This is a genomic window from Serratia sp. K-E0102 (genome assembly GCF_029962625.1).
Taxonomy (GTDB): domain Bacteria; phylum Pseudomonadota; class Gammaproteobacteria; order Enterobacterales; family Enterobacteriaceae; genus Serratia; species Serratia sarumanii.
Genome location: NZ_CP124754.1, coordinates 2975333 through 2989550 on the forward strand (window position 1 = coordinate 2975333; position 14218 = coordinate 2989550).

At 57.3% G+C, this 14218-nt stretch carries 21 protein-coding genes; 6 read left to right on the top strand and 15 right to left on the bottom strand.

The window, feature by feature from the left end; genetic code table 11:
- Nucleotides 1-87 precede the first annotated feature (87 nt).
- Together SSARUM2_RS14255 and SSARUM2_RS14260 are read right to left on the bottom strand one after the other, a co-directional pair.
- Complete coding sequence (locus SSARUM2_RS14255) at nucleotides 88-324, bottom strand: DUF4060 family protein (protein ID WP_025303167.1); 237 nt, start codon at nucleotides 322-324, stop codon at nucleotides 88-90.
- A 74-nt stretch (nucleotides 325-398) separates the two neighbouring features.
- Entirely contained in the window at nucleotides 399-701 is a 303-nt protein-coding gene (locus SSARUM2_RS14260) for a phage protein NinX family protein (RefSeq protein ID WP_004927682.1), read from the bottom strand.
- A 170-nt stretch (nucleotides 702-871) separates the two neighbouring features.
- Between SSARUM2_RS14260 and fos the strand changes: the two genes are divergently transcribed.
- Nucleotides 872-1279 (top strand): fosfomycin resistance glutathione transferase, encoded by a 408-nt coding sequence (gene fos / locus SSARUM2_RS14265; protein WP_033634897.1) that lies wholly within the window; start codon nucleotides 872-874, stop codon nucleotides 1277-1279.
- Nucleotides 1280-1315: 36 nt separating this feature from the next.
- Here fos and SSARUM2_RS14270 read toward each other — a convergent pair whose 3' ends face one another.
- Both SSARUM2_RS14270 and mgrB read right to left on the bottom strand, forming a co-directional pair.
- Nucleotides 1316-1591: a YebO family protein gene (locus tag SSARUM2_RS14270; RefSeq protein ID WP_060452581.1), complete on the bottom strand. Its 276-nt coding sequence runs from the start codon at nucleotides 1589-1591 to the stop codon at nucleotides 1316-1318.
- A gap of 81 nt (nucleotides 1592-1672) precedes the next feature.
- Nucleotides 1673-1789: a PhoP/PhoQ regulator MgrB gene (mgrB, locus tag SSARUM2_RS14275; RefSeq protein ID WP_019452853.1), complete on the bottom strand. Its 117-nt coding sequence runs from the start codon at nucleotides 1787-1789 to the stop codon at nucleotides 1673-1675.
- Nucleotides 1790-1992: 203 nt separating this feature from the next.
- Between mgrB and SSARUM2_RS14280 the strand changes: the two genes are divergently transcribed.
- Complete coding sequence (locus SSARUM2_RS14280) at nucleotides 1993-2226, top strand: YobH family protein (RefSeq protein ID WP_004927690.1); 234 nt, start codon at nucleotides 1993-1995, stop codon at nucleotides 2224-2226.
- A 40-nt stretch (nucleotides 2227-2266) separates the two neighbouring features.
- Here SSARUM2_RS14280 and SSARUM2_RS14285 read toward each other — a convergent pair whose 3' ends face one another.
- A complete protein-coding gene (locus SSARUM2_RS14285) occupies nucleotides 2267-2506 on the bottom strand; it encodes a DUF2766 family protein (protein WP_004927692.1) in 240 nt (79 codons plus the stop codon).
- A gap of 184 nt (nucleotides 2507-2690) precedes the next feature.
- Here SSARUM2_RS14285 and SSARUM2_RS14290 point away from each other — a divergent pair, with 184 nt between their 5' ends.
- Entirely contained in the window at nucleotides 2691-2903 is a 213-nt protein-coding gene (locus tag SSARUM2_RS14290) for a YccJ family protein (protein ID WP_004927694.1), read from the top strand.
- Between the two features lie 446 nt (nucleotides 2904-3349).
- Nucleotides 3350-3736, top strand: a complete 387-nt coding sequence (locus tag SSARUM2_RS14295) for a helix-turn-helix domain-containing protein (protein ID WP_004927697.1) — start codon at nucleotides 3350-3352, stop codon at nucleotides 3734-3736.
- Nucleotides 3737-3757: 21 nt separating this feature from the next.
- Here SSARUM2_RS14295 and SSARUM2_RS14300 read toward each other — a convergent pair whose 3' ends face one another.
- The 5 genes from SSARUM2_RS14300 to lysM form a co-directional block, all read right to left on the bottom strand.
- On the bottom strand, nucleotides 3758-4111 hold the full coding sequence (locus SSARUM2_RS14300) for a DUF1304 domain-containing protein (protein WP_033654431.1): 354 nt from the start codon (nucleotides 4109-4111) through the stop codon (nucleotides 3758-3760).
- A 427-nt stretch (nucleotides 4112-4538) separates the two neighbouring features.
- The gene (locus SSARUM2_RS14305; RefSeq protein ID WP_033634901.1) at nucleotides 4539-5480 is read right to left on the bottom strand and encodes a pirin family protein; all 942 of its coding nucleotides are present in this window, start codon (nucleotides 5478-5480) and stop codon (nucleotides 4539-4541) included.
- 105 nt (nucleotides 5481-5585) lie between these two features.
- Nucleotides 5586-5750 (bottom strand): hypothetical protein, encoded by a 165-nt coding sequence (locus SSARUM2_RS14310; protein ID WP_162846224.1) that lies wholly within the window; start codon nucleotides 5748-5750, stop codon nucleotides 5586-5588.
- A 23-nt stretch (nucleotides 5751-5773) separates the two neighbouring features.
- The gene (locus SSARUM2_RS14315; RefSeq protein ID WP_162846225.1) at nucleotides 5774-5914 is read right to left on the bottom strand and encodes a hypothetical protein; all 141 of its coding nucleotides are present in this window, start codon (nucleotides 5912-5914) and stop codon (nucleotides 5774-5776) included.
- 278 nt (nucleotides 5915-6192) lie between these two features.
- Nucleotides 6193-6639 carry a peptidoglycan-binding protein LysM gene (lysM, locus tag SSARUM2_RS14320; protein ID WP_033634902.1) on the bottom strand — a complete coding sequence of 149 codons (447 nt, stop codon included), beginning with the start codon at nucleotides 6637-6639 and terminating at the stop codon, nucleotides 6193-6195.
- 228 nt (nucleotides 6640-6867) lie between these two features.
- On the opposite strand from lysM, the gene SSARUM2_RS14325 reads away from it, so the two are divergent.
- Nucleotides 6868-7059: a YebW family protein gene (locus SSARUM2_RS14325; RefSeq protein WP_004934567.1), complete on the top strand. Its 192-nt coding sequence runs from the start codon at nucleotides 6868-6870 to the stop codon at nucleotides 7057-7059.
- Nucleotides 7060-7182: 123 nt separating this feature from the next.
- Complete coding sequence (locus SSARUM2_RS14330) at nucleotides 7183-7407, top strand: biofilm development regulator YmgB/AriR family protein (protein ID WP_033654433.1); 225 nt, start codon at nucleotides 7183-7185, stop codon at nucleotides 7405-7407.
- Between the two features lie 242 nt (nucleotides 7408-7649).
- Here SSARUM2_RS14330 and ompC read toward each other — a convergent pair whose 3' ends face one another.
- The 5 genes from ompC to astA form a co-directional block, all read right to left on the bottom strand.
- Nucleotides 7650-8732 (bottom strand): porin OmpC, encoded by a 1083-nt coding sequence (ompC, locus tag SSARUM2_RS14335; protein ID WP_047571579.1) that lies wholly within the window; start codon nucleotides 8730-8732, stop codon nucleotides 7650-7652.
- 567 nt (nucleotides 8733-9299) lie between these two features.
- A complete protein-coding gene (gene astE, locus SSARUM2_RS14340) occupies nucleotides 9300-10283 on the bottom strand; it encodes a succinylglutamate desuccinylase (RefSeq protein WP_033654434.1) in 984 nt (327 codons plus the stop codon).
- Between the two features lie 10 nt (nucleotides 10284-10293).
- Nucleotides 10294-11634: an N-succinylarginine dihydrolase gene (gene astB / locus SSARUM2_RS14345; RefSeq protein ID WP_049232831.1), complete on the bottom strand. Its 1341-nt coding sequence runs from the start codon at nucleotides 11632-11634 to the stop codon at nucleotides 10294-10296.
- Between the two features lie 52 nt (nucleotides 11635-11686).
- A complete protein-coding gene (gene astD, locus SSARUM2_RS14350; protein WP_041038021.1) occupies nucleotides 11687-13159 on the bottom strand; it encodes a succinylglutamate-semialdehyde dehydrogenase in 1473 nt (490 codons plus the stop codon).
- Nucleotides 13159-14193, bottom strand: coding sequence for an arginine N-succinyltransferase (astA, locus tag SSARUM2_RS14355; RefSeq protein ID WP_033647701.1), 1035 nt, complete (start codon nucleotides 14191-14193; stop codon nucleotides 13159-13161). Before astA ends, astD begins: the two co-directional genes overlap by 1 nt.
- Nucleotides 14194-14218 lie beyond the last annotated feature (25 nt).

A 14218-nucleotide genomic window follows, 5' to 3' on the forward strand; every position in this document is an offset into this window, starting at 1 on the left:
AACCCCGTGAGCATCAAGGAGAAGCGCCCCGAGACGGCAGGCCGGAGCGCGATTTTTTAACCGTGAGAAAGTATGCAACGGTGGCGTTCAGCCAGGCATACCGCACAGTTTGGTCAGGTTGCGCGCGCCGATCATCAGCGTGGCGACATAGGATTGGCGACGCGTGACCACTTCCACCGCCACGCGATCGTTTTGATATTTTATCAGGTAGGTCGAGGGCCAGCCCTGACGGCGCTGGCCGAAGCTTTCGGCATGACGATCGATCGCCGCATGGGCAATCACCAGATGAGACAAGTTTTTATCACCTTTGATAATGCGCTTCATAAACAGCCTCCGCCAACGACAGCTCTGTTATTAGAAAAAGGAGAAACTCTTACCAATCACCGGTATTGTTCGACTCAGTTAGCCTGTCGGCTCATCAGGAAGCAGATCATCGCCGCGCGCAGCGGGCTGGCGCTGTCCGCCTGCCATTCACCGCCCTGGGTGCTCATGCGCGCCTGCCATTGCGGGCTGTCGCTTTGGTTATCGGGGTTCAGACTGATTTTGTTGGCGCAAATGATCGGCCAGGCATCGGAGGGATTCTTGCAGTAATCTTTACCTTTCACACCACCGTAGGGATACCACTTGTCCGGGTTCTCTCCGGTCAGCAGCGCGATGCTGCGGTTCACTTCGGCATCGCTTTCTTCGTACCATTTAATCATCGGCTTCATCCATCTTTCGTAAGGTTCGCGCTACATTACGATGTCTGTACGACAGTTTTATGACAGCGCCGCCGGTTTTCACATTATCTCTACTAATGCTTTGCCCCCTTTATCTTTCCTGAGCGCCTGCGTACACTTTTCTCTCTGTTCTGCGCCCAGGAAACGCATGCATGTTGACCGGCCTCAACCATCTGACGCTTGCCGTCAGCGATCTCGATCGCAGCTTCGATTTTTATCGTCATCTGTTGGGTTTTACCCCGCACGCCCGCTGGCAAGGCGGCGCCTATCTTTCATTGGGGTCATTGTGGCTATGCCTGTCGCTGGATGAAAGGCGCACGCAACAACACGAGCGCGATTACACCCATTACGCCTTCAGCGTAGCGCCGGAACATATTGAACAGGCCAGCCAGCGGTTGCGCCAGGCCGGCGTCGAAGAGTGGAAAAGCAATCGCAGCGAAGGCGAATCGCTTTATTTTCTCGATCCTGATGGGCATCAATTGGAGATCCATGCCGGCGATTTGGCCAGCCGCCTGGCGGCATGCCGGGAAAAACCTTATCAGGGCATGGTGTTTTACTGAGGCGCCCCGGCGGCAGCGCCAGCCGGAGCATCATGCTCAACGTTCGGGGATAAAACCTTTGAAATCCAGCGCGGGGCTGAGATCGTCGTCATCTGCAGCAGCGCCGTCAGTGCCAGCGCGGTGCGCCATACGCTTCAACAGCGCCGTTTGCTGACGTTGTTGCTCGGCAATCTCTTGCAGCAGGCGAATCTGCTCGTTGGCGCGCACGCTGGCGCGGTTCACCAGGAACCAAACCCACAGCCCGGCCAGCAACGCCAAGGCGGCGAGGGCCAGCGACAACAGGCCGTTCTGGCCAAAACCTAAATCGTACATGAAAAACCCTATCTACTGCGACATTCAGGCCGCCATCTTAACACTCGCGGCGGCCGTGCGAACATCCCTGCCGAAAATTGCTTACCAGGGCACGAAGCGGGTCACCGAACAGATGCCCAACGCAAAATTTCCACCATCGTCGCAATAGCTGTCCAGCGCCAGCAGGTAGAAAAACAGGCAGGCAGCGACGGCCGTCATTATCACGAGGATTTTTTTTCGCAACAAATTTAGCAGCCTCATTGTTATCTGGGTAATCTATCGCGCATGTTATCACAGCGAAGTTAAACGAAGTTTAACTTTTCGTTTAGATTTCTGGCTATCGCCCGGTTTTCAGACTGTTACCCTTGCCCTCGCATGCGCGCCGTGGCTAGATGCTCTCTCAGGGACAACGAGGAAATGCGATGAGTAAATTGATTAAGTGGGTACTGGTGTTGGCGGTCATTTACGGCGGCTTTTTGATCTCGGGTTACGGCGTGCTGATCGGCAGCAACAAAAACGTTGGCGGGTTGGGATTGCAGTGCAAATACCTGACGGCGCGTAACGTGGCGATCGCCCAGTACGTGAATGGCGACAACGGTTTCATCGGCGTAGCCGACTGCCCGCTGTTCAAGAAAATCGAAACGGTGGTGGATTAACCGCCACCGCCCGACGCCGCCGCTCTGCGGCGGCCCCGCCTCAGTTGCGGGTAAACTTCATCTCGATCAGCGCAATCGCCTTGTCAATCGCTCGGCGGGTCACCGGATCGGCGCCAGCAGGGTGCGTGGAGAAATCGATGCTTTTGAGCTGACCCGCCATCTTGTCGCGCACTTCGGTCGGCGCAATCACGTCGATAACGTCCAGAATCTGTTTGATGACCAGTTGGCAAGCGACCAGATCGGAAGCCAATTCCTGCTCGTTGCTCAGCATGTCAGACATAATAACTTTCCTTCTTGATTCAAACGCCGCACAGAATAGCATGGCGTCCGCGCCATTGCCCGCTCTCCCCGTCTTTTTCCCCCTTCTGCGCACCGCCGGGCAAAAGCCCGCGGCGGATTAGCCTATACTTGCAGCATGACGGTGGCAAAAACCACCCCCAAGCCACAACCAACAGGAGAAAGTTATGGCGAATCACAATGTGAAATCCTGGGCGACAGTGCGTGAAACTTCGGTGGAGATCGCCGAAGCCATTTTTGAACTGGCAGGGAACGACGAAGTGTTGGCGCAGAAAATCTGGGAAGAAGGCAGCGACGAAGCGCTGGAGAAGGCCTTTGCCAAAACCACCGCCGACCAGCTTTATTGGGGAGAGGAAACCGTCGAGCGGAAAAACGTTTGAGCGCCTGCGCAACAAAAAGCCCGGGTTTCTGACCCAGGCTTTCCCGATTGGCGTTCGCCCCGCTCAGCGGCGTGCAATATCTCTTGCTCTCACGGTTCTTCACCTCCCACACCTTCCGCGTTTTTCATGCTCATCACCGGCATCGCCATAAAAGCGCCGACGCCCACGATTACAACCAGAGTAATAATCACTGTCATTAACATGCGATCACCCCATCAACGTTGAGTTGTTACGGCTGACTCTGTTTTGGCGGTTACTTGCTGCGGCCTTCTTTGCGTCCCCCACCGAGGCGGTGACCGTCTCAGATTAGCCGTTTTTCCTTTCGGCTGACAAGCGGCGGTTACGCGGTTTTCCGAATAATTGCCGCCCGACACCGGCGGCGTTTTTGTCCACGGCGGCAAGTTGTGTATACTTCACCGCTATGTAGGTCTCACACTGACGCACTGATGATACAAGAACACCACCTCTCATTGGTCTGCGCCCTCAGCAAATGGGTCGAAACTCACCTCGGACGAGTGATCCATCTCGAAGAGCTGGCCGAGTACTCCGGCTACTCGCTGTGGCACATGCAGAAGCTGTTCAAAGAAGCGACGGGAATTTCGCTCGGCAAATACATTCGCGAACGCCGTCTGGCCGGCGCGGTCTACCAACTGCGCAGCAGTGAAGCGTCGATCTTCGATATTGCCCTGGACTTTGGCTTCGGTTCACAGTCTCACTTCACGTACATGTTCAGAAAGCGTTTTAATATCACGCCCTATGATTTCCGCCAGGATTTGAGCGTCGATCTGCATATCGATCCGCCGCTGCACGTCATTCACCAAAAATCCGCCTGAAGCCCGCCGCAAACCGGCGGGTTAACGCGCCGCCCATGCCGCCAGTATCGCGATCGCGGCCGGCAGCGCCTGCACCCACAGAATTTTGCGGCTGGCGGTCAGCCCGCCGAACACGCCGGCCGCCAACACGCACCCGAGAAAGAACAGCTGCAGCGCCATATCCCCACGCCAGTAGCTCCATGCCAACCCCACCGCCAGAAAGCCGTTGTACAACCCCTGATTGGCGGCCAGCACCCGGGTGGCGGCGGCGAACTCCGCCGTCGTGCCGAATGCGCGCCTGCCGAGTGGCGTACGCCACAGGAACATTTCCAGCACCAGGATATAAAGATGGAGCGCTGCGATGAGCAGCAGCAAAATATCGGCAAAGAGCTTCATGAGGATCCCGGTCGTTTATTGAAGATGTCATCAATTATAAACTCCGCCTCTCATCTTCCCATCGGCGGAGATAAAAAAACCCGCCGAGGCGGGTTTATGCAGGAGTCATTTTTTGAGGTTAGTTTAATACGGCGACCAACAATGCCGCGACAGAGGCCCAAAACAGCGCCGTGGCAACCACGACATGGGACAGTCTTGCACGATAGAGTACCTGGCTCATAATGACCTCACTGACATCTGACTAACGGGAGACAACCTTACTTCCTGAGGATTATCCTAAACTTCTTCTCGCTGTCATTATATGCGCCAGATCACTTTTCCGCCGATAAACCTTATATTGTCGTAAAGCTGGAGCCGCGATCACATTAATTGCGCCTTATTAGAGCGAAATAAGCCGAATAATCGCGGCGATTATATCCTAATGCTATCAAACATCGCTCCAGGGCAGGCGTGGCGCGGTCATGCGCTCACCAGAATAACCGCTAACCGCCGGGAAGCGCGGCGCCCCTTGTTCCCAATCATGCTGAGCCCGAGTAATTTCAGCCTTGCTATGGCCAACGAAATTCCACCAGATAAGGATCTCTTCGTTTAATGGCGCCCCACCGATTAATAATCCCCGGCTCCCCTTTTGCGCATTTAACCCAATAGAGTTATTCTTCATGCCCAAATAGGCGAACTCATCAGGTGAAAAAGTTTCACCATTAAGTTCAAATGCACCAATAAGGGGCAAAAAGCCGATTTCATAATCATCGCGCAGCGGCAATTCGATCCTCGCCGCTTCCTGCCATTCCAGGTCAATGGCGATTAATGGCGAAAGCGTAAACACCGGTGAACGGTAAGCGCCAAATTCCCCAACCAGCAAACGGTGATTCACGCCGTTATTCTGCCATTGCGGCAAGTCAGGATAATGATCGAAGCGTGGCGCCATGTCGGCATGTTCGGCCGGCAGCGCGATCCATAATTGTGCGGCATGCAATCGCCGTTGCTCACCCACCGACTGTTCGGTATGCGCAATGCCGCGCCCTGCGGTCATCAGATTAACCTGGCCCGGGCGAATCACCTGCTCACTGCCGAGGCTGTCTCGGTGCAGCACCTCCCCCTCTATCATCCAGGTGAACGTTTGCAGCCCGATGTGCGGATGCGGCCCCACATCCATGCCGGGCGAGGTGCCGTTGAATACCGTCGGCCCGGCGTGATCGAGAAAACACCAGGCGCCGACGGTGCGCCGCTCCCGGGTTGGTAACGCGCGGTTGATCGGGATGCCCCCCACTTCTGCGTTACGCACGGCAATACGTTGTATCTGGCGCACGCCGTCAACGACAGGGCATTCGCGTGCAGGTGAAGAGAGCGTAGGACGTGACTGACTCATCGCAAAGACCTCCTGAATGGCGCCGATTCGCCAAGGGTAACCGCCCAAGCTTAACACAGGACAGCTTCCCCACAGAGCGGCGACGCTCCGGCGCAGTTGCGCGGATCAGGACGCTTTGATATAGCAGCTCATGATGTCTATATCGTCCTGCGCGTGCCTGAGATCGGAGAAATAGGTCACGCCAAAGAGAATTGATACCACCAGCAGCACGGACACCAACAGGCCGATAATCGCCAGCAGTTTGGTCTCATCATGGAGATTAGGCTCCATTTTATCTCCCCTAGTTAATCGCGTCAGGTCACCCACAGCGTGACCGCCAGCGTAAAGATAATCAGTGAGCAGGACGCCACCGCCAACACGACGATCGCAAATTGCGCATCACCCAAGGTTTCTCGATAGTTTTTATCCGTTGAGGCGTTACGCTGTTGTTTCACTAAATCGGTTTCACTCGTTCAACTGCTGCATTGCTGTTTGACGGGGCAAAACATCCCCTCAGAATAAGGCGCCAACGTTGCCGCCTTGGTCGTTCCGGCTCAACCGGGGGATGACGCTATCAATTTTCCCCATCAGGGTCAACACCGCGCCTGCCGGCAAGCGAGCGGGTACACAGGGGAAATGTAACCGGCATCAAGATCGCAGGGAAATAAGAGACACCTATTGCAGAGGACAAAAAAAAGCCCGGTACGCAACCGGGCTATGGCAGACCGACGCGTTATTGCGGGATACGCAACACCTGCCCAGGATAAATCTTGTCCGGGCTCGACAGCATCGGCTTGTTGGCTTCGAAAATCTTGTTGTACTGATTGGCGTTGCCGTACATCTCTTTAGAGATGGCGCTCAGCGTATCGCCCTTCTTCACGGTATAGAAGCGGCTCTCGGCGTCGGGTTGCGTCACCGCCACCTTATCCTCCACGCCGCTGATGCCCGCCACGTTGCCGACAGCCACCAGGATCTTCTCTTTTAACTCCTGGCTGACGGCGTCGCCGGTCACTACGGCTTTACCATCGATCACCTGCACATTGACTTTGTCGGTGCCCGGCAAGCCGCTCTTATCGAGATGCTCCTTGAGTTTGGCGCCTTGATCTTCGGCGGAGGCATTGCCGGTGACTGTGTCCCACAGTTTTTCGCCCGCTTCTTTGACGAAGTTAAACAAGCCCATATTCACTCCTTTTGATGGTTTCACTAATGCGTTTAAGTAAGGCTTGTTAAGCTTAGCATCGACAAAAGGATATGCCATCCGCTCACGGCGTCAGAAACGGTTAGAGTATTCCGAAAGTGTCGTCAACGGCGTTTCGGTGGCGATTAATCGCGCAATGATGCTGAAAAATCGCGCTTTTTTACCTACACTGTTGCAGACAGAGCAACTCGACGAAGGAGGCGTGCAACGATGTACGCATTGGTGATGTTTGTCTGTTATCTGGATGGTGGCTGCAGTGAAATGGTGGTCGACATATTGCGCGACGAGCCGCAATGCCTGGTCGCGATGAAGGAACAGAACTTGCGACACGCCGGCTGTTATCCCATGGAAGAGTTTATCGACGGCTTCTGGTTGCCAGCCAGCGAATATTCGGATTTTTAACGCCCTCCCCGCGCGACGCTGAGGAATTTCTGATTTCATCGGAAACTGCGTCTTCCTCCGAGGCATAAGGCCGCTGTTTTGCTAAATTGCGGCTCCCGAAGAAGAAAGAGACAGAGAAAGGTCATGCCAGCATCGGCTCACTCCAACGAGCAATATGAAACTCTGCTGCACGACGTCAGCCTGGCGTTAGGCGACGCAGTGTTGCAGTTAATCCAAAACCATAAAAAGGTCTCCGGCAGCAATATTCTTTCACAGCTGGTGAACGAAATAGAGCGTGAGCAGGATCAGCAACGTTTCGCCGCGCTGCGTTCCGCCATTGAGCTGGTCGGGCTGGCGCCCAAAGGCTGAGATCCCGATAAAACGAAGGCCGGGCTTGCGCCCCACCTGAGGTTAATGACAAGCCTGGTGACATTGCCAGGTTTACCGAAAACAGCATTTAAAATAAGGGAAATCAATTCATTGATTTTCGGTTGCTCACCACAAAGAAGGAAAAACCACGCTTTTTCCGCCTTTGTCAACGAGCTAAGGCGGGGCTTGCGCCCCGCCTGATTACCAATCCCGACACAGGATGAAGGTAAGGGAATTGCAGATTAGAAGCGATACGTCAGGCTGACGGCAACAATATCATCGTTGGCCAATTTCAGTTTGTTATCGTCGCTCAGCTGGTTGATTTGGTAATCAACGTAGGTGTACATATTTTTGTTGAAGTAGTAAGTCGCCCCCACTTCCACGTATTTCACCAGGTCGGCATCACCGATCCCTTCGATATCCTTGCCTTTGGACTGCACGTAAGCCACGGAAGGACGCAGACCGTTCTCGAATTGATACTGGGCCACAACTTCGAAGTTTTGCGTTTTATTGGCGAAGCCGGAAGTGCCGTTGACACTGATCGGCGTCATGTTGCGGGTTTCGGCATACATCGCAGCCAGGTAAACCTGGTTGGCATCGTATTTCACCGCAGTGGTCCATGCGGTGGCGCTGTCGCCTTTACCGTACTGCAGCGCTTTTTGAGCGCTGGTGCGGTTGGAGTCGGAGAACGCCGCCGCTACGCCGATGCCGGAACCGCCGATGTCCTGATAGTCCAGAGACAGGCCGTAACCGTCGCCGTTTTGCTTGGTCACGCTGCGGCCGTCGCCATCGTTTTTACCCTGGTACTGCACCGCCAGATTCAGGCCGTCCACCAAACCGAAGAAATCACGGTTGCGGTAGGTGGCCAAACCGTTGGAACGGGCGGTCATAAAGTTATCGGTATAGCTGTAGGAGTCGCCGCCGAACTCCGGCAGCATGTCGGTGTAAGCCTCGGCGTCATAGACCACACCGTAGTTGCGGCCGTAGTCGAAAGAACCGTAGTTGCCGAATTTCAGCCCCGCGAAGCCCAGACGCGTTTTGGTGCCGGTAGTGCCCTGCGCTTCGTCATGATTGGCCTGGACGTTGTATTCCCACTGGCCGTACCCGGTCAACTGATCATTGATTTGCGTTTCGCCTTTGAAGCCCAGGCGAACATAGGTCATATCACCGTCGCTGGATTTACTGTCGCTGAAATAATGCTTGGCGTTAACACGGCCGTACAGGTCGAGTTTATTGCCATCCTTATTGTAGATTTCAGCCGCGTTGGCGAAGGAGGTGATCGCCCCGAGGGCGACAGCTAAGGCTAATACACTGCGTTTCATCATTTATTTTCCTAGATATTATAATTAGAACCCTGCCCGTCACGCCCATTTATAATTTGGGCTGTGATTTTATCTTTTGGTATTTTATGAGCACCCCTAATACGGGGGTGATGTGACATTAGCATCATGAATCAAAACTTAAAATCAAAAAGTTCATGAAACAACGAGGAGAAAGCATGTTTATTTGTAACCAAACATTACAAACCAAGCACCGCACAACTCATTAAATATATGAATATTTTGCCACATAAGTTATAACCAAAATGGTGCAACGCACCGATATGGTGCATTTAGGTTTCGTTTTGCGTGCTTTCTGCGCGATTCAAAAGTAACAATAAAATTAGCATGGTTATTAAAAACGTTACTTATTTCACATTTTTGTCTTAACATATTCACCAGGCAATTAAGACTTTCAGCTAATCATCTGACACCGCCTTTTATTCATTCACATAAGGGAATCTCTTCAGAACGAATAAAATTCGCCTTACGGCAATTAAAATAGCGGGAAATAGCAGACTAAAATAATGAAGGGAATAACGGCGGCGCGCTGAGGGCGCCGCCGTGGATAAATCAATACAGCGTAGAACGGGAAACTTCGCTCAACAACATACCGGCACGCAGGCCCAACGCCACACCGGGGTTAGGGAACAGTATCCACGCCCCCTCCTGGCCCACGCGATACTCCTCCTGCGGCTGCTCGCACAGCAACATCCCCGGTTTCAGCTCGGTGAAGTTGGCCGTGTCATCGTCCAGGTGCAGCTTGAAATCTTCGCTGTGCTTGATCAACGAGTGCATCACACGGAAAACCCGAATCTCGGCGCCCGCACGCACCGGCGGCGGCCCTTCGCTGACCGCCGCCCGCAGCGCGCGATCGATGGCGGCGAATTGCTGCAGATCGTTACTGCCGAACGGCCGCGCCTTGCCCAACTCGAGCGTACAGCTCGCCGCATTGAGATGTTCGCTGGAGTAGTGGCTAAAGGTACCGCCCGGCGCGCTGTGCACCACCAGCGCATCCAGATCGGCGGCATCCAGCAGCTGCAACATCGGCTCGCTGTACGGGCGTTTCTGGAAGGGCAGAATGCCGAAGCGCGGCAAACGCGATTCACGGATGGCGGTGTGCAAATCGTAGTGGAAACGCGCCGCCTGCTCGCCATCGAAAAAGGCGGCGAGCGCACGCTCCAACTGCTGCGCGCGCACGGTTTCGCCGCTGGCGGCGAAGTTGCGGTAGCGGCCGCCGAACATGCGGTTCATATCGCTGTGCAGATAACGCTTGCCGGCCCGCATCGCCGCCGGGTTACCCAGCACCACCAACAGCCGCACCTTCAGCGGCAACCGGCCGGCCAGCAGATCGCCGACCAGCTGATTGAGCAGTTCAATCGGCGCGGTTTCGTTGCCGTGCACGCCCGCCGACATCACCATCGCCTGGCGGTAAGGCTGCCGCGGCGTGAGCTCCAGCACCCCTTCCCCCTGCCAGCGCCAGCGCAGCTGTGGTGTTTCACCCTGCCATTCGACGGGTTCGTTCCCTTCCAGCGTCAGGGGCAGTAGATCGATCATGCCGCCTCCCTTAGCGTTGGAATGGATAGATGGAACCGAGGCCGAGGATCGACGTCAGCGCATCCAGCGCCTCGCGCCCTTCGCGCAGCAGCAGCGGATCGGCCAGGTCATCCTGCGTCAGGCGATCGCGGTAATGACGATCCACCCATTCGTTCAGCGTCGCAAACAGCCGCTCGTTCATCATCACGCGCGGATTGACCGCTCTCAACTCTTGTTCGTTGAGCGCCACCCGCAGCCGCAGGCAGGCCGGGCCGCCGCCGTTGCGCATGCTTTCGCGCAGGTCGAACACGCGGATTTCATCGATCGGGCCGCCGCTGCCGACCATGTCGTTCAGATAACGCCACACGCCGGCGTGCTGACGCGACTCTTCCGGCACCACGATCATCATCCTGCCGTTCGGTTTGGTAAGAATTTGGCTGTTGAACAGGTAGGTCGCCACCGCGTCCGCCACCGAAACGCGCTCGGTCGGCACCTCGATCGCCACCAGCTCGCTGTCCAGCGTCGCCATCTTGCGGCGCACTTCATCCAGCGCCTGCTGCTGGCGGTGAAACGCCTGCTGGTGGTGGAAAAGTACGTTTTGGTTGCTGACCGCAATCACGTCGTTATGGAACACGCCCTGATCGATCACCGCCGGGTTTTGCTGCACGAAGACCGTATGCTGCTCGTCCAACTGATGCAGGCGAGCGATCGCCTCACCGGCTTCGCGCGTCTGGCGCGCCGGATAACGCGCCGGCGCCGTTTCGCCGCCGAACTCCTGCCGACCGTAGACGAACACCTGCACGCTGCGCTTGGCGTAGTCGCCGCCCAAACGGTTGTGGTTGGCGGCCCCTTCGTCGCCGAACAACGCCACCTGCGGCAGCGCCTCATGGTGGGCGAAATGCCGATCGTCGCTGAACATCGCCCGCAATACGGCGGTGGTGGTTTCCGCTTCGATGGCGCGGTGGAATTTGTTGTTCAGGTTGGCGGCGGTGAAATGCACCTTGCCGTCGGCGCTGTCCGCCGAAGGCGACACCGTAGCCGCATTGGCGGTCCACATACACGACGCCGAGCTGAGCGCCGACAGCAGGCGCGGCGACTGACGCATCGCCTGCGCCAGCACCGCCTCATCGCTGCCGCTGAAACCCAGGCGCCGCAGCATCGGCAAGTGCGGCCGCTCCTGCGGCGGCAATACCCCTTGCTGGAAACCGAGATCGGCCAGCGCCTTCATTTTCAGCAAACCTTGTTTCGCCGCCAGCTTCGGGTTCGATACGCTGTTTTGGTGCTGCGTCGAGGCCTCATTGCCGAACGACAGCCCGGCATAGTGGTGCGTCGGCCCCACCAAACCGTCGAAATTGACTTCATATCCTGACATGGCTATCCCCTGGGGATGGCCTGCGGCGGCGCCATCGCGCCGCCGCAGACGATTAACGGAACGACAAGCCCGGCGAGAGCGTCGCCGGCAGCGACAGGCTTTCGCTTTCCAGCGAAGCCATCGGCCAGGCGCAATAGTCCGCCGCATAGAAGGCGCTTGGGCGATGGTTGCCGGAGGCCCCCACGCCACCGAACGGCGCCGCGCTGGACGCCCCGGTCAGCGGCTTGTTCCAGTTGACGATGCCGGCGCGCGCTTCCAGCAGCAAGCGCTCGAACAACTCGCGCTGCGGCGATACCAGCCCCACCGACAGGCCGTAGCGCGTCCGGTTGGCGAGCTGTAGCGCTTCGTCGAAATCGCGGTAACGCACGATGGTGGTCAAGGGGCCGAAATACTCTTCGTCCGGTACGCCGGCCACGCCGGTCAGATCGACGATGCCCGGGCTGAGCAGCGAACTGCCCGGTTCCAGCAGGCGCATGCTCAGCAGCGATTTGCCGCCCAGCGCCAGCAAGCGCTGCTGCGCGTTCAGCATGTTTTCCGCCGCGGCTGCCGACACCACCCCGCCCATGAACGGCTGCGGTTCGGCATCCCAGCGGCCGACGCGCAGTTCGCCCGCCACCTGGACCAAACGTTCGATAAAGGCGTCGCCTTCCGCCCCCTGCTTCACCAGAATACGGCGTGAACAGGTGCAGCGTTGGCCGGCGGAGATAAACGCCGATTGGATAGCCAGGTTGACCGCCGCATCGCGATCGTCAAAACCGTCGACGATCAGCGCGTTGTTGCCGCCCATCTCCAGCGCCAGGATCTTCTCCGGCTGCCCCGCCAATTGGCGATGCAGGTGATAGCCGGTGCCGGCGCTGCCGGTGAACAGCAGGCCGTCGATATCCGCACTGGCCGCCAGCGCTTCGCCGGTCTCGCGGCCGCCTTGCACCAGGTTGATCACCCCGTCCGGCAGGCCGGCCTGCAGCCACAGCTTCAGGGTCTCCTCGGCGGTCAGCGGCGTCAGCTCGCTCGGTTTGAATACCACGCAGTTGCCGGCCAACAGCGCCGGCACGATATGGCCGTTCGGCAGATGGCCGGGGAAGTTGTAAGGCCCGAACACCGCCAGCACGCCGTGCGGACGATGGCGCAGCACCGAAGCGCCATCGGCCATCGCCGTCTGGCTAAAGCCGGTACGCGTCTGATAGGCCTGCAGCGAAATGCCCACCTTGCCGATCATCGCCTGAATTTCGGTCAGCGTTTCCCAGCGCGGTTTGCCGGTCTCGCGGCTGATGGTTTCCGCCAGCGACTGCTTGTGTTCTTCCAGCAAGGCGGCGAAGCGTTTTACCAGCTGTTCGCGCTGCTCGAACGGCGTCCGCGCCCAGGCCGGGAACGCGGCGCGCGCGGCTTCGCAGGCGGCGGCGACGTCGTCGGTATCGGCGGCGTTGGCGCGCCACAGCGGCTGGTTGCCGACCGGATCGGCCTTGCCGAACTCGGCACCGCGGCCCTGCCGCCAGACGCCGTTAATCAACAGTGCAGGATGAGACATCATGCTTTCTCCTGTGCAATAAGGGGGAGCACCCGCACCGGGCTGCCCTGTTCGACGCCCAGCGCCGCGGCGGTGGCGGCGTTGATATGCAGGCGGTCGTCATACAGATCGGCATTGACCAACAGTGCGCGGTAGTGCTGATAGTTGTCGTTGGCCACCAGATGCACCGGCGCATCGGCGCGCATCGGCGTGTCATCCAGCACCACTTTCACCAGGCGGCTCTGCTTCACCGCGCGGATGTGGTCGATCTCGGCTTCCAGCGTCGGGCCGCCGTCGAAGATATCGACGTAGCCCTGATAGCTCAGGCCTTCCGCCTCCAGCAATCGGCGCGCCGGCAGGGTTTGCGGATGCACTTCGCCGATCACTTTCTGCGCGTCTTCGGCCAGGAAATCGACATACAACGGGTGTTTCGGCATCAGTTCGGCGATAAACGCCTTTTGCCCGGTGCCGCTCAGGTAGTCCGCCTTGGCGAACTCGATGGAGAAGAAATGGCGCCCGACGCTCTCCCAGAACGGCGATCGGCCGTTTTCATCGGAGAAACCGCGCATCTCGGCGATCAGGCGCCGGGAGAAACGTTCGCGGAACGCGGCAATAAACAGGAAACGCACCTTCGACAGCAGCTTGCCGTTCTCGCCGTGACGATAATCCGGATCGAGGAACAGCGTGCACAGCTCCGAATGGCCGGTATGGTCGTTGCTGAGGAACAGCGTCGGCACCGATTTATAGACGTTCAGCTGTTTGGAAGCGTGCACCTGCGTGCCGACGCGGAAGCTGTACCAGGGTTCCGCCAGGCCGACGGCCACTTCGATCGCGCAGACCCCGACCACCTGACGGCGCTCGCTGTCTTCCAACACGAACAGATAACACTGGTCACTTTGCGGAAGTTCGCCTTGCCAGGTTTTTAACGCCCGCTCAATGCGTGCCGACAGGGTATCTTCATTTTGCGGCAGTGAAGTGAGACCGATGCCGGATTTACCGGCCAGCGTCAATAAATCCGCCAGATCGCGACGCTCTATAGGGCGAATAATCATCATAATGCGAACCTCTTCTGAATCAGGC

What these genes read in the sequence shown, in the direction of transcription:
- fos (WP_033634897.1), top strand. Translation starts at nt 872, where the DNA reads ATGTTGACCGGCCTCAACCATCTGACGCTTGCCGTCAGCGATCTCGAT.
- mgrB (WP_019452853.1), bottom strand. Translation starts at nt 1,789, where the DNA reads ATGACGGCCGTCGCTGCCTGCCTGTTTTTCTACCTGCTGGCGCTGGAC.
- SSARUM2_RS14290 (WP_004927694.1), top strand. Translation starts at nt 2,691, where the DNA reads ATGGCGAATCACAATGTGAAATCCTGGGCGACAGTGCGTGAAACTTCG.
- SSARUM2_RS14305 (WP_033634901.1), bottom strand. Translation starts at nt 5,480, where the DNA reads ATGAGTCAGTCACGTCCTACGCTCTCTTCACCTGCACGCGAATGCCCT.
- SSARUM2_RS14255 (WP_025303167.1), bottom strand. Translation starts at nt 324, where the DNA reads ATGAAGCGCATTATCAAAGGTGATAAAAACTTGTCTCATCTGGTGATT.
- SSARUM2_RS14260 (WP_004927682.1), bottom strand. Translation starts at nt 701, where the DNA reads ATGATTAAATGGTACGAAGAAAGCGATGCCGAAGTGAACCGCAGCATC.
- astB (WP_049232831.1), bottom strand. Translation starts at nt 11,634, where the DNA reads ATGTCAGGATATGAAGTCAATTTCGACGGTTTGGTGGGGCCGACGCAC.
- SSARUM2_RS14300 (WP_033654431.1), bottom strand. Translation starts at nt 4,111, where the DNA reads ATGAAGCTCTTTGCCGATATTTTGCTGCTGCTCATCGCAGCGCTCCAT.
- SSARUM2_RS14310 (WP_162846224.1), bottom strand. Translation starts at nt 5,750, where the DNA reads ATGGAGCCTAATCTCCATGATGAGACCAAACTGCTGGCGATTATCGGC.
- astA (WP_033647701.1), bottom strand. Translation starts at nt 14,193, where the DNA reads ATGATGATTATTCGCCCTATAGAGCGTCGCGATCTGGCGGATTTATTG.
- astD (WP_041038021.1), bottom strand. Translation starts at nt 13,159, where the DNA reads ATGTCTCATCCTGCACTGTTGATTAACGGCGTCTGGCGGCAGGGCCGC.
- SSARUM2_RS14325 (WP_004934567.1), top strand. Translation starts at nt 6,868, where the DNA reads ATGTACGCATTGGTGATGTTTGTCTGTTATCTGGATGGTGGCTGCAGT.
- SSARUM2_RS14285 (WP_004927692.1), bottom strand. Translation starts at nt 2,506, where the DNA reads ATGTCTGACATGCTGAGCAACGAGCAGGAATTGGCTTCCGATCTGGTC.
- SSARUM2_RS14280 (WP_004927690.1), top strand. Translation starts at nt 1,993, where the DNA reads ATGAGTAAATTGATTAAGTGGGTACTGGTGTTGGCGGTCATTTACGGC.
- ompC (WP_047571579.1), bottom strand. Translation starts at nt 8,732, where the DNA reads ATGATGAAACGCAGTGTATTAGCCTTAGCTGTCGCCCTCGGGGCGATC.
- SSARUM2_RS14270 (WP_060452581.1), bottom strand. Translation starts at nt 1,591, where the DNA reads ATGTACGATTTAGGTTTTGGCCAGAACGGCCTGTTGTCGCTGGCCCTC.
- SSARUM2_RS14330 (WP_033654433.1), top strand. Translation starts at nt 7,183, where the DNA reads ATGCCAGCATCGGCTCACTCCAACGAGCAATATGAAACTCTGCTGCAC.
- lysM (WP_033634902.1), bottom strand. Translation starts at nt 6,639, where the DNA reads ATGGGCTTGTTTAACTTCGTCAAAGAAGCGGGCGAAAAACTGTGGGAC.
- SSARUM2_RS14295 (WP_004927697.1), top strand. Translation starts at nt 3,350, where the DNA reads ATGATACAAGAACACCACCTCTCATTGGTCTGCGCCCTCAGCAAATGG.
- astE (WP_033654434.1), bottom strand. Translation starts at nt 10,283, where the DNA reads ATGATCGATCTACTGCCCCTGACGCTGGAAGGGAACGAACCCGTCGAA.